This window comes from Mycobacterium sp. NGS57 (assembly GCF_059812405.1).
In genome coordinates this window covers 351,426-369,156 of record NZ_JCALCP010000006.1, presented here as the reverse complement: position 1 = coordinate 369,156, position 17,731 = coordinate 351,426, and the positions used below count along the sequence as shown (strand labels likewise).

Annotated in this window: 20 protein-coding genes, 1 tRNA gene and 1 pseudogene; 17 read left to right on the top strand and 5 right to left on the bottom strand. The window is 63.6% G+C overall.

Going from position 1 to position 17,731, the window contains the following annotated elements; genetic code table 11:
* Positions 1 to 163: pseudogene (locus AC5Y43_RS14350) on the top strand (hypothetical protein); the annotation flags it as partial.
* A 146-nt stretch (positions 164 to 309) separates the two neighbouring features.
* Here AC5Y43_RS14350 and AC5Y43_RS14345 read toward each other — a convergent pair.
* Positions 310 to 810, bottom strand: coding sequence for a hypothetical protein (locus tag AC5Y43_RS14345; RefSeq protein ID WP_499973396.1), 501 nt, complete (start codon positions 808 to 810; stop codon positions 310 to 312).
* 147 nt (positions 811 to 957) lie between these two features.
* On the opposite strand from AC5Y43_RS14345, the gene AC5Y43_RS14340 reads away from it, so the two are divergent.
* Positions 958 to 1,266: a hypothetical protein gene (locus AC5Y43_RS14340; protein ID WP_499973394.1), complete on the top strand. Its 309-nt coding sequence runs from the start codon at positions 958 to 960 to the stop codon at positions 1,264 to 1,266.
* Positions 1,267 to 1,761: 495 nt separating this feature from the next.
* On the opposite strand, the gene AC5Y43_RS14335 is transcribed toward AC5Y43_RS14340, so the two are convergent.
* Entirely contained in the window at positions 1,762 to 2,262 is a 501-nt protein-coding gene (locus AC5Y43_RS14335) for a DUF732 domain-containing protein (protein ID WP_499973393.1), read from the bottom strand.
* A gap of 14 nt (positions 2,263 to 2,276) precedes the next feature.
* Positions 2,277 to 2,450, bottom strand: a complete 174-nt coding sequence (locus AC5Y43_RS14330; RefSeq protein ID WP_499973447.1) for a DUF3761 domain-containing protein — start codon at positions 2,448 to 2,450, stop codon at positions 2,277 to 2,279.
* A 430-nt stretch (positions 2,451 to 2,880) separates the two neighbouring features.
* On the opposite strand from AC5Y43_RS14330, the gene AC5Y43_RS14325 reads away from it, so the two are divergent.
* From AC5Y43_RS14325 to AC5Y43_RS14265, 13 genes are all read left to right on the top strand, one after another.
* Positions 2,881 to 3,699: a TIGR04255 family protein gene (locus tag AC5Y43_RS14325; RefSeq protein WP_499973392.1), complete on the top strand. Its 819-nt coding sequence runs from the start codon at positions 2,881 to 2,883 to the stop codon at positions 3,697 to 3,699.
* Between the two features lie 2 nt (positions 3,700 to 3,701).
* Positions 3,702 to 4,358, top strand: coding sequence for a hypothetical protein (locus AC5Y43_RS14320; RefSeq protein WP_499973390.1), 657 nt, complete (start codon positions 3,702 to 3,704; stop codon positions 4,356 to 4,358).
* Between the two features lie 2 nt (positions 4,359 to 4,360).
* Positions 4,361 to 5,347 (top strand): hypothetical protein, encoded by a 987-nt coding sequence (locus AC5Y43_RS14315; protein ID WP_499973388.1) that lies wholly within the window; start codon positions 4,361 to 4,363, stop codon positions 5,345 to 5,347.
* Positions 5,348 to 5,699: 352 nt separating this feature from the next.
* Positions 5,700 to 6,800 carry a tyrosine-type recombinase/integrase gene (locus AC5Y43_RS14310; RefSeq protein WP_499973386.1) on the top strand — a complete coding sequence of 367 codons (1,101 nt, stop codon included), beginning with the start codon at positions 5,700 to 5,702 and terminating at the stop codon, positions 6,798 to 6,800.
* Positions 6,797 to 7,189 carry a hypothetical protein gene (locus AC5Y43_RS14305; protein WP_499973384.1) on the top strand — a complete coding sequence of 131 codons (393 nt, stop codon included), beginning with the start codon at positions 6,797 to 6,799 and terminating at the stop codon, positions 7,187 to 7,189. Before AC5Y43_RS14310 ends, AC5Y43_RS14305 begins: the two co-directional genes overlap by 4 nt.
* Positions 7,190 to 7,288: 99 nt before the next feature.
* Positions 7,289 to 7,495: a helix-turn-helix domain-containing protein gene (locus AC5Y43_RS14300; RefSeq protein ID WP_499973382.1), complete on the top strand. Its 207-nt coding sequence runs from the start codon at positions 7,289 to 7,291 to the stop codon at positions 7,493 to 7,495.
* A gap of 194 nt (positions 7,496 to 7,689) precedes the next feature.
* Complete coding sequence (locus AC5Y43_RS14295) at positions 7,690 to 7,845, top strand: hypothetical protein (RefSeq protein ID WP_499973380.1); 156 nt, start codon at positions 7,690 to 7,692, stop codon at positions 7,843 to 7,845.
* The gene (locus AC5Y43_RS14290) at positions 7,842 to 8,903 is read left to right on the top strand and encodes an AAA family ATPase (protein ID WP_499973379.1); all 1,062 of its coding nucleotides are present in this window, start codon (positions 7,842 to 7,844) and stop codon (positions 8,901 to 8,903) included. The genes AC5Y43_RS14295 and AC5Y43_RS14290 overlap by 4 nt, the downstream gene beginning before the upstream one ends.
* A complete protein-coding gene (locus AC5Y43_RS14285) occupies positions 8,900 to 9,202 on the top strand; it encodes a hypothetical protein (RefSeq protein WP_499973377.1) in 303 nt (100 codons plus the stop codon). Before AC5Y43_RS14290 ends, AC5Y43_RS14285 begins: the two co-directional genes overlap by 4 nt.
* Positions 9,203 to 10,134: 932 nt before the next feature.
* Positions 10,135 to 11,535, top strand: coding sequence for a phage major capsid protein (locus AC5Y43_RS14280; RefSeq protein WP_499973375.1), 1,401 nt, complete (start codon positions 10,135 to 10,137; stop codon positions 11,533 to 11,535).
* Positions 11,532 to 11,861 (top strand): hypothetical protein, encoded by a 330-nt coding sequence (locus AC5Y43_RS14275; protein WP_499973374.1) that lies wholly within the window; start codon positions 11,532 to 11,534, stop codon positions 11,859 to 11,861. Before AC5Y43_RS14280 ends, AC5Y43_RS14275 begins: the two co-directional genes overlap by 4 nt.
* Positions 11,861 to 12,127 (top strand): hypothetical protein, encoded by a 267-nt coding sequence (locus tag AC5Y43_RS14270; RefSeq protein ID WP_499973372.1) that lies wholly within the window; start codon positions 11,861 to 11,863, stop codon positions 12,125 to 12,127. Before AC5Y43_RS14275 ends, AC5Y43_RS14270 begins: the two co-directional genes overlap by 1 nt.
* A 340-nt stretch (positions 12,128 to 12,467) precedes the next feature.
* Complete coding sequence (locus tag AC5Y43_RS14265) at positions 12,468 to 14,114, top strand: hypothetical protein (RefSeq protein ID WP_499973370.1); 1,647 nt, start codon at positions 12,468 to 12,470, stop codon at positions 14,112 to 14,114.
* A 34-nt stretch (positions 14,115 to 14,148) separates the two neighbouring features.
* Here AC5Y43_RS14265 and AC5Y43_RS14260 read toward each other — a convergent pair whose 3' ends face one another.
* Both AC5Y43_RS14260 and AC5Y43_RS14255 read right to left on the bottom strand, forming a co-directional pair.
* Positions 14,149 to 14,361 (bottom strand): hypothetical protein, encoded by a 213-nt coding sequence (locus tag AC5Y43_RS14260; protein ID WP_499973367.1) that lies wholly within the window; start codon positions 14,359 to 14,361, stop codon positions 14,149 to 14,151.
* 108 nt (positions 14,362 to 14,469) lie between these two features.
* Positions 14,470 to 14,545: transfer RNA gene (locus AC5Y43_RS14255), tRNA-Arg, on the bottom strand.
* Between the two features lie 115 nt (positions 14,546 to 14,660).
* On the opposite strand from AC5Y43_RS14255, the gene argS reads away from it, so the two are divergent.
* Both argS and lysA read left to right on the top strand, forming a co-directional pair.
* Positions 14,661 to 16,313 carry an arginine--tRNA ligase gene (argS, locus tag AC5Y43_RS14250; RefSeq protein WP_499973366.1) on the top strand — a complete coding sequence of 551 codons (1,653 nt, stop codon included), beginning with the start codon at positions 14,661 to 14,663 and terminating at the stop codon, positions 16,311 to 16,313.
* On the top strand, positions 16,310 to 17,728 hold the full coding sequence (gene lysA, locus AC5Y43_RS14245; RefSeq protein ID WP_499973364.1) for a diaminopimelate decarboxylase: 1,419 nt from the start codon (positions 16,310 to 16,312) through the stop codon (positions 17,726 to 17,728). Before argS ends, lysA begins: the two co-directional genes overlap by 4 nt.
* Positions 17,729 to 17,731: the final 3 nt, after the last annotated feature.

Here is a 17,731-nt window from a genome sequence, read left to right as displayed (position 1 = left end):
CGTCACCGACAGCGACGGGCGACCACTGAACCCGGGATCGCTTGCCCGCCCACCGACCCAACCCCCGCCCGCGGTAGCACCTTGCCCCGGACCCATCGGCGAGCGCGCCGACTGGTGGTGGTACGAGCCCTTCCAACCCCAGCCACCACCGACCAACAACTAGATCGGCAAGCCGGCGCCGATGACTGCTAGCGCAGTATTGACACCCAAACGCGATGCGGTATAGCCAAATTCGCGCGTACGACCGGCTGTTACGGAAGCGTGAAGTCGATGTCGCTCACCAAACCCGCACCGTCGCCGGCCCGCTAGTCAGCCGAGGTCGGGCGGCGGGAAGCGGGTGAGGCAATACGCCGTGAGGTCCAGCGTCAGCTGGTCGAGCTGAGTCTGGCGGGGCAGCCGGCGCGCGCCGGCGGTGAAGCCCGCCACGAACACCGCGGCGATGGTGCGAAGGCTCTTTCGATTCGCCGCGGCCGCAGCGCTTTTCAGTAGTTTGATGATGTCGGCGCTTTCCACCGCGGCCAGCGCCATCATCTTGCGGACGCCGTCGGTGATCTCGGGTTCGTCGGTCAGCTGGCAGATGGACTGGCCGTGCGCGGCGATGCGGTCGTACAGGCCGCCGAGGCTTTCGGCGTAGACGCGCGTCAGCTCTGCGAGGTATCGCTGGCGAGCCTCGGGGTCGTCGGACGTGGGCACTTCGATGGCCGCCGTGCGCTCCCGGATGGTCTCGTCGCGGTGCAGGCGTTCGTCGAGCGCGCCCAGGAATGCCCGCACCTGGGCCTCGAGTGCGACGTCGGACGCCTGGCTGGCCACGGCTTCCACGGTAATCGTGTCTGACCTGCGAAAACAAGAGTTCCCGCGGCAGGATTCGAATCTGACGCTCAGCCGGTCGAACCCATACGATGAGGGACAGACGCGGGCACGTCTCCAGCGGGACGTGTTGGGACGAGTGAGAGGGAAGTGACGATGCCTCGGATATACGAAATCGAGCTGCAGTTCACACCCGGCGACGACGATCCCGACGACGACGCCCGGTTCGAGGAACTTCTGGACTCCGTGACCGACGAGCTGGCCAAGGGCGGCGTTGACGCTGACTACACGGCGTCGGTGGCCGATCTGCGGGCCGGTTGGGCTATTGATGTGCCGGACACGACTGCCGGTTCGCTCATCGATGCCTTGACCGCGTTGCGAGCCGCCTTGACCGCCGCTGGCTGCGATGCGTCCGATTCACACGAAGTGCTCGGCGCTCGTAGCGTCGTCACGGCCTAGCGACTCCGGCCAGCCGTTCGGCCGCCGTCGGTCAGTGGGCCGTTGGCGGTCAGGCATCATAAAGCGCTGTGACAGTTCCGACAGTCCGGAGCCAACGTAATACACAGCGAGACAACGCTTTCCGTCGGCCTTGCTGTTATCCCGCATGGGCGGCCGCGTTCAGCAGCTAAGAATATTCGCAGCTAAGATAGACGCGCATACTCGTTCGGTTTCGGCAAACATGACACCGTGTCGGGCCAGTCCTTCGACGCCGCCGGCGCGTTTCATCGGGCGACGGGCGGGTTCGCGTCCACGGCGCTGGGTGTGGCGCTTCTGCCCCCGGCGGACAATCCCTCGACCCGGCGCTCGTCGCCAAAGTCATCGAAGGCATGAGCGGCTCTCCGGGCTGGCAACCGGCGTTGCTTCAGGTCATAATCACCACCTTGGGCATCAAATCGCGGGATCCGCGCACCGTCGCCATCTGAGATCCCGGATCGAGCGGGTACTACCGGGCAATCAGTCACCATCGCTGTAGCCATGGGGGGGCTCGACTGGCGGCGGAGGTGGCGGTGGTGGCGGCACCGCCGTCGGGATCGTCCACGGGCAGTAGACGGCTGCGCCCGCAGCAGCTATGTCGTCGGCTTGGTCATAGGTGTATCCACCCGCCCTTTGCAGAGCAGCAACCGTGACGTTGCTCTGCACACCGTTCTCTACTTCTTGGCACGCCCACAACGCCTGCCCCTTCACCGTGGGAAAGTCCATGATTCGGAATTCGGGGGCGTCGTCGTCGTGGGTCACCAAGTAGGCGAAATTTTGGTCTGGTGTTGTACCCCACGCTGCCAGATCTTCCGGTGAATGGTCCGGGGTCTCTAAGCTGCGCGGTGCAAAGTAGCAGTTGCCATACGCGTCTTTGTAGCAGCCGCCGTAGTATCCATTTGCTGGTCCCGCGAGCCATGTTGCAGTAAAGCTCAGTGCTCCTGCTAGAAGACTCGGAATGATCTTGATTAACCGTCTCATGGAGCTATTCCTCGCTAGTAGCCGCAGCCTGCCACGAGCCACTCGCGAACGCCACGATGACCGGAGCAGGTCCCAGAATAGTGCTGGCTAAACGAGTAGTCGCCATCTCGACATATGGCGGTAGGTGGCCGGTCTGATGGTGCGGGGTCCGCTGTGGGGTTCGGAACGCAAGTGTTGTTGACATTCATGTAACACTCAGGTGCTGAAAGCGCGCTAGCCGACGATGCCAAACCAATAGTTGCGGTCGCGATAACTACTGCTGCGACGAAAGCTGTGTGAAACAACATGCTCCCCAAACCCTCCTATTGGTGCCGGTGGCGTTTGGTGACTTTGCTCGACTCGTCGATGGGAAGCGTATGCGCTCCCGGGGTCATTCACATCGTGATCTGTGAAAATTCCGGTGCAAGCCGCCCGTCTTCCAGTAGCGCTTCGGCCGGCCGCAACGCTGAAGACCGGGTGCGTGATCAGTTGAAGACCGGATGCGTGACCGCTGAATGACGGGCAACCGAGCTGACCCGCACCTCTGCTGTGCATCGCTAAAGCGCGGCGTCCTCGCGCGCCCAGGCCCGTTGGGTGAAACCTGTCATCTTGTCACGAGTGTGAAGTACAGTGTGAAGCATGGCGGCAGCAGCGCATCCATTCGCCTTCGCCGAGTCCGACACCAACATCCCGTTGGTGAGGGCTCCGCTTGTTCGTACCATCGCACAGGTCAGGTTTCCGCACCTCACCAGGTTCTCTACCAACGAGGACGCCGTCGGCAAAAAGGTCGCCGACGCGCTTGCCGACCAGTATCCCTTGATGGAGATCGGTCAAGAAGTGACGATGACCATCACCGCTGACGGCGTCAGCGAGGATCGCAGTACTACCCGACTGTTTCGTCTCCTCAGCGGTGATCGCCACTGGCAAATCACTTTTTGTGGGGCCTTCCTCAGCATCGACACCACCCAATATGTACGTCGCAGGGATTTCGCTCAGCGGCTTGTTGACGCGTGGAAGGCCTTGAACGAGCATGTGGCCGTGCCGTATATCAGTCGGCTTGGCGTTCGATACGTCAATCAACTGACACAGCCGGATCTCCTCGGTCGCCTGCCCGAACTGTTGCGGCCCGAGGTCTTAGGAATCTCGAGATCCCAACACGAGGAGGAAGCCGAACTGCTTTCGGCCGTCACCGAAGCACGCTATCGCTTGCCCGATGATGCGTCGTTTATGGCGCGGTGGGGAATGCTGCCGGCCGACACGACCATCGATAGCTCGGTGCCGACGTACGACTACCCGACATGGATGCTTGACACGGATTCGTTCCGCGAATTCGCACCCGGCACACAACAGGGCGGGGACCTCTACGAGGACGTACGGAATTTAGCGCTCAGGGGCTATCAATTCTTCCGGTGGGCTGTGACAGAAGAATTCCTCATCGCTTTTGGGGGTGCAATGTGACGATGACGGTAGACGTTTGCGATCAAGTGACCGAATATCGTTATCAGTTCAGCGATTTCGGCACCGATGTGCCGCCCGACTGTCCGAATGTGACCAAAGCGGGCATATCGCTGATCATGGCTGGCCTTGCCGCTTTCGGCGGCATAGCAGGGACTTCAATTGGCGGTAATTACGGTGCAATACAATCGCTCGCGGCTGTAAATCGTACGGCTTCTGGCGCTTTCGCCCCTCCGGTTAGGCCGAAGCCGGTTCCAACCGCGCCTCGCAGCGCTGAGTCTCGCAGCGACCGCGAAGAGGTCGCATGGGTCAAGGCACACTCCGGACTCACATGGGATCAGCTGGGCAAGATCTTCGGCGTTTCCCGGCGGGCGGTTCATATGTGGGCCAATGGTGGACGGCTCAACGAGTCGAATGCTCGCCGACTGCGCGCCTTCGCTGCGATCATCCGCGGATTTGAGTCTGAAATGCCTGATGGATCGACGCCAGAGGTGGTTCGTGCGCGGCTACTTCAAGTTGAACCAGACGGATTGAGTGTCATCGACCGTCTACGCCAAGAGCATTCTGCTGGCCCGACTTGGGGCGCACCTTTTGGCCCTGAACGCCTCATTGATGCCATCCGCGAGCCCCTGCGTACGCCGGTGGGTGAAGTCGAGCTATAGCGGTGTGGGGTATCGGAAGGATTCTGGCGCTATTTGGTTTGACTGAGGATGACACAGATCAAATTCCGGCACCCGAGCTAGGCACATCATGCAGCGAGTGGCGTCAGGGGGATATCTTCCGCAACGCCAAAGCTTTTGTGTTTGACCATAATTGGACGCCCAAAGTGGTCGAAGATACGGATAGCGTGGTCGTCATCAGCCAGTCATGCGATGCGTCACTACCCCATCGCGAGCGTATTCAGATTGCCCCTTTGGTACGCCTGTGGGACCGCGATGATTTCCGTGAGGCAACGTCGGGCGCACGGACACAATACGTAGCCGTCCCCAGAGCCGGTGCGGACTTTTTTGCAGACCTCGACGGCATCACCACGGTGGCGAAGACCGCATTGATCCCGTGCGACCGCGTCGCAGGAGTGGAATCAGATAAGGAGGTAAGGGAATTCGCATTCTCGGTCTCGCGCCGCTACGGACGCTTTGCGTACCCAAACGAAGTCAATGATTGCCTAAATCCCCTTACAGAAGCTCTAAAAGCTAAGGCGCGCAAGGAGAAATCACCGCTCGGGCAAGCGGTGGCCGGCGTTCACTCAATCAGGGTCCAATGCGCGGACTGGACGCAGCCACCGCACCAATTGACTCTCATTGTCATCCTTCAGGCCAACATCATTCCGTTCCCAGAAGACGTCGGAGAGCCACCGGATGACCTCGACGCGCCAACGGATAAATATTTCAAGGCCCAAATCAACAAATATGTGAAATACCTTGGCGAGACGAGTCGCAGCCAGAGCGACCGGTACTTCGCGTGGCAGTACCTAATCGAGATTTGGGCTCGGCAGTGCGAAGCCGAAGCACATTCTTTGGGTCTTGTCGGCTCGGTGAGCTCGGTTACTGCGGAGCTGGCTTCTATCGATGATTTTCCACTTTCGCGCGTCCTTTGTACCGAAAGCTTGGACCTCGACTACTTGTCCGACTCCCGCAAAGCGATGTCCTAATCGGCCGCCGGGGGCGGTACAGGACCTTGCAGCGCGACCAGTACCCGAGCCGGGACCCGACGTCGTTAGCGATGCGGAGGCGACCGTGGGCCGGGCTGACCGTGGGGCGGAGCAGAGCTGCTAGGTGCCCGTTATTTCACGTATCTTGCACGCAAGGGCATCTGCGCTGGTCAAAGGGTGCCCCCGGCAGGATTCGAACCTGACGGCTAGTTCCGGCGTGGCTAGCTTCATTACCTGCGGTTTCCGCGCCTCTACCTGTGATTTCGGCACTTTCACCTACCCGGCAGTATGTCACATTGCCGGGCGTTGTGTAATGATTTAGTGGTGCAAATATTGTGCAGGAATCTGAGCGGTGCCACGTAAGCGGCGCGGATTCGGCCGCATACGCCAAGAACGGTCCGGACGCTACAGCGCGGCCTACGTCGGCCCGGACGGCAAACTGCACCTGGGGCCGAAGACCTATCTGCACCAAACCGACGCCGAGGCGTGGCTGGCTGCCGAACGGCGCAAAATCGACCTCGGTATCTGGGGTGCAGTCGAACGCAGCGACGGCGTTACGCTACGCGCCTACGCCGACAAGTGGATACAGCAGCGGTCGCTGCGGCCCCGTACCCGTCTGCACTACCAGTCGATGCTTGAGCGGCTGGTACTGCCGGATCTGGGGGACGCGAAGCTGGTCACGTTGACACCGGCCAAGGTCCGCAAGTGGCACGCCGACCTCGGCGCCGGCCACCCGACCCGCAACGCCCACGCCTATGCGTTGCTGCACGCGATCTGTGCGACAGCCATCCAGGACGAAGTTCTCGACGCCAATCCCTGTCGCATCCGCGCGGCGATGCAGACCAAACGCAAACGCGACGTCGATGTGCTGACACCGGCGCAGGTCGACCGCCTGGCCGCCAAGATGCCTGCGGAGTTGCGCGCCTCGGTGACGCTGGCTGCATGGTGCGGGCTCCGGTGGGGGGAAACCTCGGAGCTGCGGCGCAGCGACGTCAGTAAGGACGCGGTTGTGTTGCGGGTGCGGCGGGCGGTCACGTACCGAAAAGGCGCGTTCACTGTAGGTCAGCCCAAGACCGCGGCCGGTGTGCGGGATGTCGTGATACCCCCGCACATCCGTCCAATCGTCAAGGCCCACCTGAAGAATCACGTACCCAGCGATCCCCAATCGCTGCTGTTCGCTAACGAGGACGGCAGCCAAATGCATGGCGACAACTACCGAACCCATTGGGAAAACGCGCGTAAGGCGATCGGCAAACCAAACCTTCGCGTGCACGATCTTCGACACGTCGGCGCGGTGCTAGCCGCACAATCCGGCGCCACCACAGTAGAACTCATGCACAGACTGGGCCACACCACCCCGCAGATGGCGCTGCAATATCAGCACGTGGCTGCGGGCCGCGACGCTGAGATCGCCGAACGACTATCGAAACTTGCTGCGGGACAAAAGAAATGACCGACTATGCGGTGACCTGCTGCGGCCGGCTTGTCGCATTACTGGTCGACGACCGCCCGAACAGCGAGCTCACTATTGTCGCAGAGCCCGAATCGACCGCGTTCATCATCGCATCGCGAATACAGATCGGTAGCGAGGCGCCCTATGAAATGCCGCAGGAACAGGTTAAGCGGAGCTGGGGAGAGGCCACCCTGTCCCGAACCGTGTGGGATGACGGACATTCGGCGTGGACCATCCGCTGCGACAAATGCTCAAAGCAAGCCGAGATGACCGACGCAACCTATCGGCGCATCGCCGACGAACTCCTCGTGACTACATGTCATCAAATCCCGCTGCTCTATCTGTGCAAGCGAGCGACGCAGCTCGGCGTGTCGAGTGCCGAACCGTAACCCATTCGGGCGTATAGTCATTTTTGCGCACCATGCGCCCCCGTTTCCAGGTTCGTCCGGCCGAACGGCATTATTCATGATGCTGAAAGGCCTCTGGAAATGTCTGCACCATCTAATCGCCGTGACCGGCGGCATCCAGAACTAATTGGGCTCACCGAAGCCGCCCGGCAAGCTGGCGTCCACTACCGAACCGTGCGCCGTTGGATCGACCGCGGCGACCTGGCCGCCGTCCGCGTCGGCCCGAAACTGTTGAAGGTCAAGCAATCTGACCTCGATGCGCTGCTCGCGCCGGTCGGTGCCGCGTGAGCCCCCCGGAACGAGAAAGGCCGCTCCCCGCGGAGCGGCCCACTCGTAACTACACCAGTGCCCCACATGTTACCAACGTCGCCCGACAGCTGCGCCGGCGGCGCGCCGCCGCACGGCGCATGGTGCCACTCGACTGCGGATGCCGCGACCCCTGGCCGTGCCGATGCACCCAACCACCGCTGAGTGACCGCGCCGTGGATGGCTGGCGTGATGCCGCCCGTCACGTCGTCGCGGCCGGTCACATGCCGCTGGTCCCGCTTGAGGTGCGCCGGGCGCTGTGGCACCGCGGCGGCGCCGATCGGGAGTTGGCCGAGCTGTTACACGATGCGTGCGGCCGGGTCGCGTCGTGAGCGCACCGGAGTCATTGCTGTCGGGGGTGATTACCGCAGCCGAGCTGCATCATGAGGACTTCCCCGAGCTGATGCAGTTCGTGCACGGGATCATCACCGAAGGGTTCGGCATCGTGGCGGGGCCGCCCAAGCTAGGAAAATCATGGTGGACGCTCAACGTCGCCCTAGGCGTGGCCGGCGGCGGCCGGGTGTTCGGGAAGATCCCCGTCGAGCAACGCGACGTCTTGCTGCTCGCACTGGAGGATTCGCAGCGCCGGCTGCAAGGCCGCATCCGTGCATCCTGGGGCGAAAGCCTTCCGCCGCATCGGCTGCACATACTGACCAAAGTGGGTCCGGGGCTACTGGTGCCGACCATCACCGAGTGGTTGACGGCTCACGCTGGCGGCTTGATCGTTCTCGACACCTTAGGGCGCGCGCGGCAGCAGCGACGGCCTAGCGACGATGCGTACCTGGCCGACTACCAGGCGGGCGTAACACTCAAGAACGTCGTCGATGCGTTCCCTGGCAGCGCACTGCTCGGCGTGCATCACACGCGAAAGGCCTCGTCAGAAGACTTTGTGGACGACCTTTCCGGCACGCTGGGGCTCGCCGGTGCCGCTGATTACGTGCTGGTGTTACGGCGTCCCCGTAACAGTTCCGAGGCCACTCTGCAGGTCACAGGACGCGACGCCCCAGAGGGTGAGTACGCCTTTACCCTGGCCGGCGGTGTGTGGGAACTGGCCGGAAACGAGCTGGCCGACGCGTCCGCTGAAGCCCAGCGCCGACGCGACACAAAGCGGTTGTTCCCGCGTGCAATGGACGTGATTGCGCTGGTCAACGCCCGCGCCCCTGCGAACCACACCAGCACCGCAGACGTTGCCCAAGCGCTGGATATCGACAAGGACCAGGCGCGCGTCTACCTCAACCGACTTGCGAACGCGGAGCGCATCGTCAAGACAGCACCAGGCCTCTATACATGTGTTACGACCGTTACGACTGTTACGGACCGAAACACTCGTAACGGTCGTAACACCCATCTGTCACCAGTGAACGGCCAACAGGAAAGGACGCAACCGTGACTGAACGAAATCCTCACGTACTCGCACTCCGCTTGATCATGGCCGTGCTCGTCGATACCGACGACAGCCATCCTCGACAAGGCGACATCGCCATGCCCAATCAAGCCCTACGGGACATCAGCACAGCAGTCGACGAGGACAGCCAAAACCTAACGCGGATCTGCCTCGCGTTGGCCACTCGATTCCTCAGCGTCGCAAAGGGCCTCAGCAAACACGTCGGCGATCCCGACTACGGGATCCGTATGGTCGAATCTTGGCTACAAAAAGAGCTCGACGACCAGTCGTCCAGCGGGCAGTGACTAAAAACCACCCCTGTTCGAACACACACGTCGGCAGTGACTAATGACCATGGCGGGTCGAACACTCGTTCGCACAAGGCTAGGGCGGCAGTGACTAATGCCCATGGCTGTCGAACACGCGTTCACCCTCCCACCGCAGGGAATCTGTTTGCCGGTCCCACGGTTAACATTTGCTGGCCGGAAGTGACTAAGCCATTGACCATCCGTGCTGCTCAGGAGGGTCAACGATCACCATCCCCGACCACCCTGGATGGGTCCAGCAAACCCTCCTAGAAGTGTTTGCTGGTGCATAACCGCTGGTAGGGGGCCTGCAAATCCCCCCAGCAAACGGGAAGTGGCGACCCCCCCAACCCCCCGTCAATATTGCCAAGTTTTCGAAAAATGGGTCAGGTTCCCCAAAACTTGTATAATCGCAGGTCAGAGGCCTACCAAGGACGCGTTTACGTCTATATCGTAAGGCTTACGGTAGCCTAACGCGTTGTTAGACCGATTTGTATAATAAGAGTCAGCTAACTCGATAAACGCAGACAGCAGCCCTGGCGGTTGTTGACGCTAACGTCAGTGCAGCAGCCCAGATAACTCCGCAGGTCCAGCGCGCCATCGTCGGTCGACCACTTCCAACGCCTGTCCAACCAGCAAATCGAACGGTCGGTTCGTGGAACGTCCGTTCGAGCGTTACACGACGCGCCGGGCGTAGCTATCGAAAAACTGTTCGGACGAATGGTAATTTGGTAGCTTGCAGGCCGCTTGACGCCGCCGCCGCCCGCTCGGGCCTCCGGGGTAACCGGACACTCGACATTAGGGCCGCCGCTAAGGTGCCGAACCGCCCGTATTGGATACGCCCAGGCCAGGGCGTCGAAGTCCACCCCCCTGTTTCTTGCTGCGCGGATTTTGTTCTCCCGCGCGAGCTATCCCGGTAAGGAAATACCTGCATGGACGAACGGCAGCTAAAGGCGCGAAGCGCCGAGATCGTCGCGGAGGCCGACAAGGCCACTGCGGCTCTTGAGGAAGGGCGCCTCGACGCGAAGCGCTACAAGGGCATTGTCGACCGTCTCTACGAGGAGACGCAGCAGCTGCTCAGGATCAAGCAGAACCTCGCAGAAGGCAAGAAGGCGTTCGGCGCCGCGGCGGATGCGATGGAGCACCTCAGCGCCGGGCAGTGGCCTCAAACAAAAGGCATGGGCCTCAACAACCCGCGCCCTCCGAGCCCGATGGACATCTCCCCGGCGCAGTTGAAGGCGCTGGAAATGGCGATGGACGCCAAGATGCCCTTCCAGCTCGAGATCGGCACCAAGGGCGGCGACCAGGCGCCGTGGATGGCGGGGATCACCACCAAGTCCCCGGTGCTGGAGTCCGGCATCGGTGGTGGTTTCAGCGGCCAGTTGCCGCCGGTCCAGACCCAATACGCCGTCGGTTTGGGCTACGAACCGACCCGAATCTCCTCGCTGCTTCCCGGCGCCGCGATGCCCGGACCCTCGGCGACGTGGTTGTCGCACACGGCGAACTCAGCGGAGGTCGCGGGCGTGGCCGAAGGTGGCACGAAGGGCGACATCGGGCCGACGATCACCGAAAACCAGGTAAAGCCGCAAAAGATCGCCGGCCTGGTCTCCACGAGCTTGGAGGCGTGGCAGGACACCGGCACCTACGGTCAGGCGTCGCTGAGTTCGTGGTTGCCTCAAGAGTTGACGCGCTCGCTAATCAACGCCGAATCCGCGTATTTGCTACTGGCGACCACGGCCGGCTCGAACTCCTACAGCGGCGGTCCCGTGAATGCGACATTCAACGGGCTGCTGAACACGTCGGGCACCTTGACCCGCGCGGTCGGCAGCGACACCCCGTTGGACGCGATGAACAAGGCCTACATCGACGTGCGTACCGGCGCGGCCTACGCCGAGCCGGATCTGGTGATCATGAGCCCGACGACCTGGGGTGCGCTGCGCCGCGAGAAGTCCTCGTTCGGCAGCTACATTCTCGACCAGGCCACCGGCCCGCTCGGGTTGACCGCGGACGGGTCCCCGGCGTCGGCCGGCCCGGCTGGTGAGCCCAATCCTTACTCGATCATCGCGCAGGGCAGCCCGGCCGCGTACGGGAGCCTGTGGGGCGTGAAGGTGGCTTGCACTACGCAGTGCCCGGCCGGAACTTCGGTGGTGATGAGCGTGCGTGCTGGTGGCGGCATCTTCTGGCAGAGGTTGGGATTGCTGCTTCAGTTCAACCCGTGGGGCGACACGCAGTGGACGACCAACACCTTCAGTTGGCGCGCCGAAGAGCGTGTCGCGCTGAGTGTTCCGCGCCCGAGTGCGGTCAACATCGTGACGGGGCTGCCCACGTCGTGAGGCCGCTGACTTGGGATCAGATGGCTCTTTGCAGCGCTACGCCCTGGCTTTTCGATGACCGGGGACTAACGCTCAACGACGACCCCGAGCCCGAAGTCAAACGCGAGATCATCTTCCTGGGCACGCAAGAGAAGGGAATTAAATTTATGCCCCAAACATCAAGCGCCACAGTCAAAGTCAAGGTCAACGGCAACTATCGCGTAGTGCATGACAGACCCTACATCGGCGGGGACGTGTTCAACGCGCCCGACGACGAACAAACCAAGCGATGGATACAGGCCGGATGGGTCACACCAGTGCCGCCCGCCAAGAAGGAGGCAACGTAATGTCAGGACTTCAAACAGGACAGGTCAGCGTCGGCACCACCGCGACGCTGGTGTGCACCATTGGCGCTGTACCCGACTCCGACGGGGTGCTAATCAACAGCAGCGCAGCAGCTTTCGTCGGCGGCTCGGGCGTCACGGCGTCAACCGGATTCCCGGTGCCGGCCAATACCCCGACGCTGTTTCCGACCACGGGCGCCGAGCCGGTAGCGGTGTACGCGATCACGTCATCGGGTACGGCGACGCTCTCCTACGCCTTCCCCGGCTGATGAAACTGTCCACGGCGCGCAGCGCACCGCGTGGACCCGAGCCCCGCTCGTTGCTTCGGCCCTTTCAGGCGGGCGGGGCATTGGCTTCCGGGACGGGCGGGTTGTGCACCGCTCGCCCGTCTCCGGGATTTCCCAGAAGGTTTGAGGTAAACCATCGGCATCAATGAGAAGTCGATCTACAAGTTCACCGACGCATTCAAAGACTTCAAGAACGGCAGCATCAGCAAGGGGATCGACGATCTATCCGAGGCGCTCGGCGGCAAGTTGCCGGGCCCTTTGCAGGACGTGGTGAATAAGTCCAGCGGCCTGATGACCCACCTACCAGGGCCTCAAAGGCGACGTGAAGGATGTCACGACCGCATTTGGGGGCCTCGTTTCTGGGGCACCTGCGATAGAAGCTGCTATCGCAGAGATCGCGGGGGCGGCAGAACTTGCGGCGGGACCACTCGCGGCATTCGCGGTCGTCCTGGGCGCCATTGATTACGGGTGGCAGAAGGGCCTCCACAGCGGCGCGCAGCTCGGCGAAGGACCGGAGTTCGCGAATCAGAATCTCCCGCATTGGTATCCCAAAAGCCTTCCGAAGTCGACGCTGCCCCCAACCCCGGGGCTACCCCCGCCGGGCACATCGTGGCAAATGGGGCCGGATGGCCAGTGGGTAGCCCAACCCATGATCGGCGCCCCCGGTACGGTTTCCACGCCAGGCGCGGCGCCGCATAACTTCTACAAGGATTGGTACCAACCGGACAACGGTGGTGCGGCGGGACCGCTTCCGGGTGGCGGGCCAGCAGTTTCGGCTTTGCCGCCGGACGCGCCGCCAGCATTACGACAGTTTTTCGCGCAACACCCCGAGTTCAAACCGTCTGGATTCGCGGGCGGTTCCGCGCCTCATGCGGTGCCCTCCGATTACACGTCCCTGGGAACGCCGGGCTCCGACTTCGGTGCGTCTGCCGGCCATCCGACGATCGGACCACCGGACGAGAACACGATCCGCGGATGGGTGCAGCAGAATTTCGGCATCCCTAACACGTTCGGCGCCGGGTCGTGGGAGAACGCTGCCCACAACTATGACGGCGGCTGGCATCATCCTGGGGGCGCCAAGCAGGGTTATGCGTTCGACTTCCACGGCAGCCCGCAGCAGATGTCGGCACTGGCGAACTGGGTCGCCAACAACGACATACAAGATACGCTCGAATTGATCTACGGCGGTGCGGGTTTCGACCGCAACCGGGAGATCAAGAACGCGAAGTTCGGCGATGTCTATGGCGCGGGACTCAACTCCGAGCACCGCGATCATGTGCATTGGGCGATGACGGCGCCCCCGTACATGGCGGGGATGGGAGGGCGTGGCGCTGGCGGCGGATTCGCTGCGTCCCCGGCAGGATTCGGCAGCCCTACAGGCTTGGGTTCCGGCCTGGGCGCAGTCCCGCCGCCGCCAACTCAAGGCAACACCTACAACCCGGTGTCACAGCCCGGTCTCGGCCACGGCTCCGGCGTCGGTATCAGCGGAGGTGCTATCGGGCTGGCCGAGCAGGCGGGTGCGATGGCTGCGGGTGCGTTCAGTTTCGGCGGCGGCGCGATCGCGGCGCAGGTCGCCGAACAGGAAATGAACCTGGCTATACAGAAGGGCGGCCAGATCGCGGCCACCGTCGCTAAAGCCCCGTTTGAGACGTTCGGCCTACACGGCGGTCAGATGGGCGCTCCGAGCACAGGAAGCGGTGGCTGGATAAGCCAGATCCTCGGCGGCATGATCGGCCAGCAGTTCAGCGCGCCCAACATCGCTGGCGCGACTCAGGCACCCAAGGAACCTCAGGGCCACGACGCGCACGAGCAGGGTGATGCGGGCGCAGGTAAGTCGGCGCAGGGCGGTCCGGCAGGCACCAAGGAAGATCCGCACTACACCAAGATCGTGGGCGGCGGCACACAACCACCTCAGGGTGCGATGACGAGCGCGATGACCACGCACGGAATCGTGTCCGCGATGGTGTGAAGCACCATCTTCAGAATGAAGATGGTAGGTCTGCTCAGCGCCGCCCCGTGCGCAAGTCAATGACGTCGGCGGTCGTCTCGGTAGGGGTCTCAGCGACGAAGGAGTCCAGAAGCGCGGCAAGCGCGCGTAATTGCCACGTCGCCCAGCCCTCAGCGTCGAGCGCATCACAGGACGCGAAGATGCGCTCGCGCAATCGCTCATTTTCGACCAGGACGACATTGCGGATGGTTGTTTCTATGGTGGTCATGGCTGTGCCTTTCTCTCGGCTGGGACTGGAACCTACTCAGCCTCACCGGCAGCCGTCAGACCTCTAGTTGTGCGTATCTTGCGCGGGATCATATCTGCGCTGGTCAGATGGTGCCCCCGGCAGGATTCGAACCTGCGGCCTTCTGCTCCGGAGGCAGACGCTCTATCCCCTGAGCTACGGGGGCGCACGGACGTGAATGTCGCGCCAATTGGGCCCCGCTAGACTAGCGCATCCGGGTGGCTGGTTCGTCACTGCGACGATTCGGGGGGAGAGCACCCGAGCCAATAGGATGGACGCTCGTGACCCCCGCCGACCTGGCTGAGCTGCTCAAAGTCACCGCTTCCGCGGTGCTTGCCGAGCGCGGGCTGGACGCTGCCGCGCTGCCGGCGTCGGTCACCGTCGAGCGGCCACGCAACCCCGAGCACGGCGACTACGCCAGCAACCTGGCGCTGCAACTGGCCAAGAAGGTCGGCGCCAACCCGCGCGAGCTGGCCGGATGGCTGGCAGAAGCGCTGAAGCAACAAGACGGCATCGCCGCGGCCGAGGTGGCCGGGCCGGGCTTCATCAACATGCGCCTCGAATCGCAGGCGCAGGCCAAGATCGTCACCAACGTCATCGACGCCGGCACTACGTACGGTCACTCCGACGCCCTGGCCGGGCACAAGATCAACCTGGAGTTCGTGTCGGCCAACCCCACCGGGCCCATCCACATCGGCGGCACCCGCTGGGCCGCGGTCGGCGACGCGCTGGGCCGGCTGCTGACCACCCAGGGCGCCGGCGTCACCCGCGAGTACTACTTCAACGACCACGGCGCCCAGATCGACCGGTTCGCCGCCTCGTTGATCGCCGCGGCCAAGGGCGAGCCAACCCCGGAAGACGGCTACGCCGGCGCCTACATCAACGACATCGCCGCGCAGATCGTCCAAAAGGCGCCCGACGCGCTCAACCTGCCCCACCCGGAAATGCACGAAACCTTCCGCTCCATCGGCGTCGACCTGATGTTCAGCCACATCAAGGAATCGCTGCACGAATTCGGCACCGACTTCGACGTCTACACCCACGAGGACTCGATGCACAGCAGCGGCCGGGTCGAGCAGGCCATCGCGAAACTTCGCGAGAGCGGCAACATCTACGAGAAGGACGGCGCAACGTGGTTGCGCGCCAGCGCCTTTGGTGACGACAAGGACCGCGTCGTGATCAAGAGCGACGGCAAGCCGGCCTACATCGCCGGTGACATCGCCTACTACCTGGACAAGCGCCAGCGCGGCTTCGACCTGTGCATCTACATGCTCGGCGCCGACCACCACGGCTACATCGCGCGCCTGAAGGCCGTGGCCGCCGCCGTCGGCGACGACCCGGCCACCGTCGAGGTGCTCATCGGGCAGATGGTCAACCTGGTCCGCGACGGCCAGCCGGTGCGGATGAGCAAGCGTGCCGGCACCGTGCTCACGCTCGACGACCTCGTCGATGCCATCGGCGTCGACGCCGCCCGCTACAGCCTGATCCGCTCGTCGGTGGACACCCCGATCGACATCGACCTGGCGCTGTGGTCCTCGGCCTCCAACGAAAACCCGGTCTACTACGTGCAATACGCGCACGCGCGGCTCTCGGCGCTGGCCCGCAACGCCGCCGAGCTCGGCCTGATCCCCAGCACCGATCACCTCGAGCTGCTCAGCCACGACAAGGAGGGCACGCTGCTGCGCACCCTCGGCGAGTTCCCGCGGGTGCTCAAAACGGCCGCGGAACTCAGAGAACCCCATCGGATCTGCCGCTACCTCGAAGACCTCGCCGGCGACTACCACCGGTTCTACGACTCGTGCCGCGTGCTGCCCCAGGGCGACGAGGCACCGACCGACCTGCACACCGCGCGCCTGGCGTTGTGCCAGGCCGCCCGCCAGGTCGTCGCCAACGGGCTGACCATCCTCGGCGTCAGCGCCCCGGAGCGCATGTGAACGTCCACCCCGCCGGCCCCCGCCACGCCGAGGACAGCCGCCACGCCGAAAGCCCGCAGCGCCCGCAGTCCCCCGAGGAGCTGCTGCGGCTGGCCCCGAATGTGTGGCCGCGCAGCACCACTCGCGACGACGCAGGCGTCGCGGTCGTCGGGGGAGTGGCCCTCACCGAACTGGCTCAGCAGTACGGCACCCCGCTGTTCGTCATCGACGAGGACGACTTCCGCTCCCGCTGCCGCGACATGACCAAAGCCTTCGGCGCCGGCCACAACGTGCACTACGCCGCCAAGGCGTTCCTGTGCACGGAAATCGCCCGCTGGATCGACGAAGAAGGCCTGTCGCTGGACGTGTGCACCGGTGGGGAACTTGCCGTCGCGCTGCACGCCGGCTTCCCGCCGGAGCGGATCACCTTGCACGGCAACAACAAATCCGTCTCCGAACTCACGGCCGCGGTCAAGGCCGGCGTCGGCCACATCGTCTTGGACTCGATGACCGAGATCGAGCGCCTCGACGCGATCGCGGGCGAGGCGGGCGTGGTGCAGGACGTACTGGTGCGCCTGACCGTCGGGGTGGAGGCGCACACCCATGAGTTCATCTCCACCGCACACGAGGACCAGAAGTTCGGGCTGTCGGTGGCCAGCGGCGCGGCGATGGCCGCGGTGCGCCGCGTGTTCGGCACCGACCACCTGAGGCTGGTCGGGTTGCACAGCCACATCGGCTCGCAGATCTTCGACGTCGCCGGCTTCGAGATCGCCGCCCACCGGGTCATCGGGCTGCTGCACGACATCGTCGACGAGTTCGGCCGCGACAAAACCGCACAGCTGTCGACGGTCGATCTCGGTGGCGGCTTCGGCATCTCGTATCTGGCGCCCGACGATCCGCCGCCGATCGCCGAGCTGGCCCAGAAGCTGGGCGCGATCATCGGCAACGAGTCGGCGGCCGTCGGCCTGCCCACGCCGAAGCTGGTGGTCGAGCCCGGGCGCGCCATCGCCGGGCCGGGCACCATCACCCTCTACGAGGTGGGCACCGTCAAGGACGTCGACGTCAGCTCCACGGCACACCGGCGCTACGTCAGCGTCGACGGCGGCATGAGCGACAACATCCGCACCGCGCTCTACGACGCGCAATACGACGCCCGGCTGGTCTCCAGGATCAGCGACGCACCCGCGGAGCTGGCCCGCATCGTCGGAAAGCATTGCGAGACCGGCGATATCGTCGTCCGCGACACCTGGGTTCCGGGTGACCTGCAGCCCGGCGACCTGCTCGGGGTCGCCGCCACCGGCGCCTACTGCTATTCGCTGTCGAGCCGGTACAACATGATCTGCCGCCCCGCCGTGGTAGCCGTGCGCGACGGTCGCGCCCGGCTGATCCTGCGCCGGGAGACGGTCGACGACCTGCTGAGTCTGGAAGTGAGGTGACCC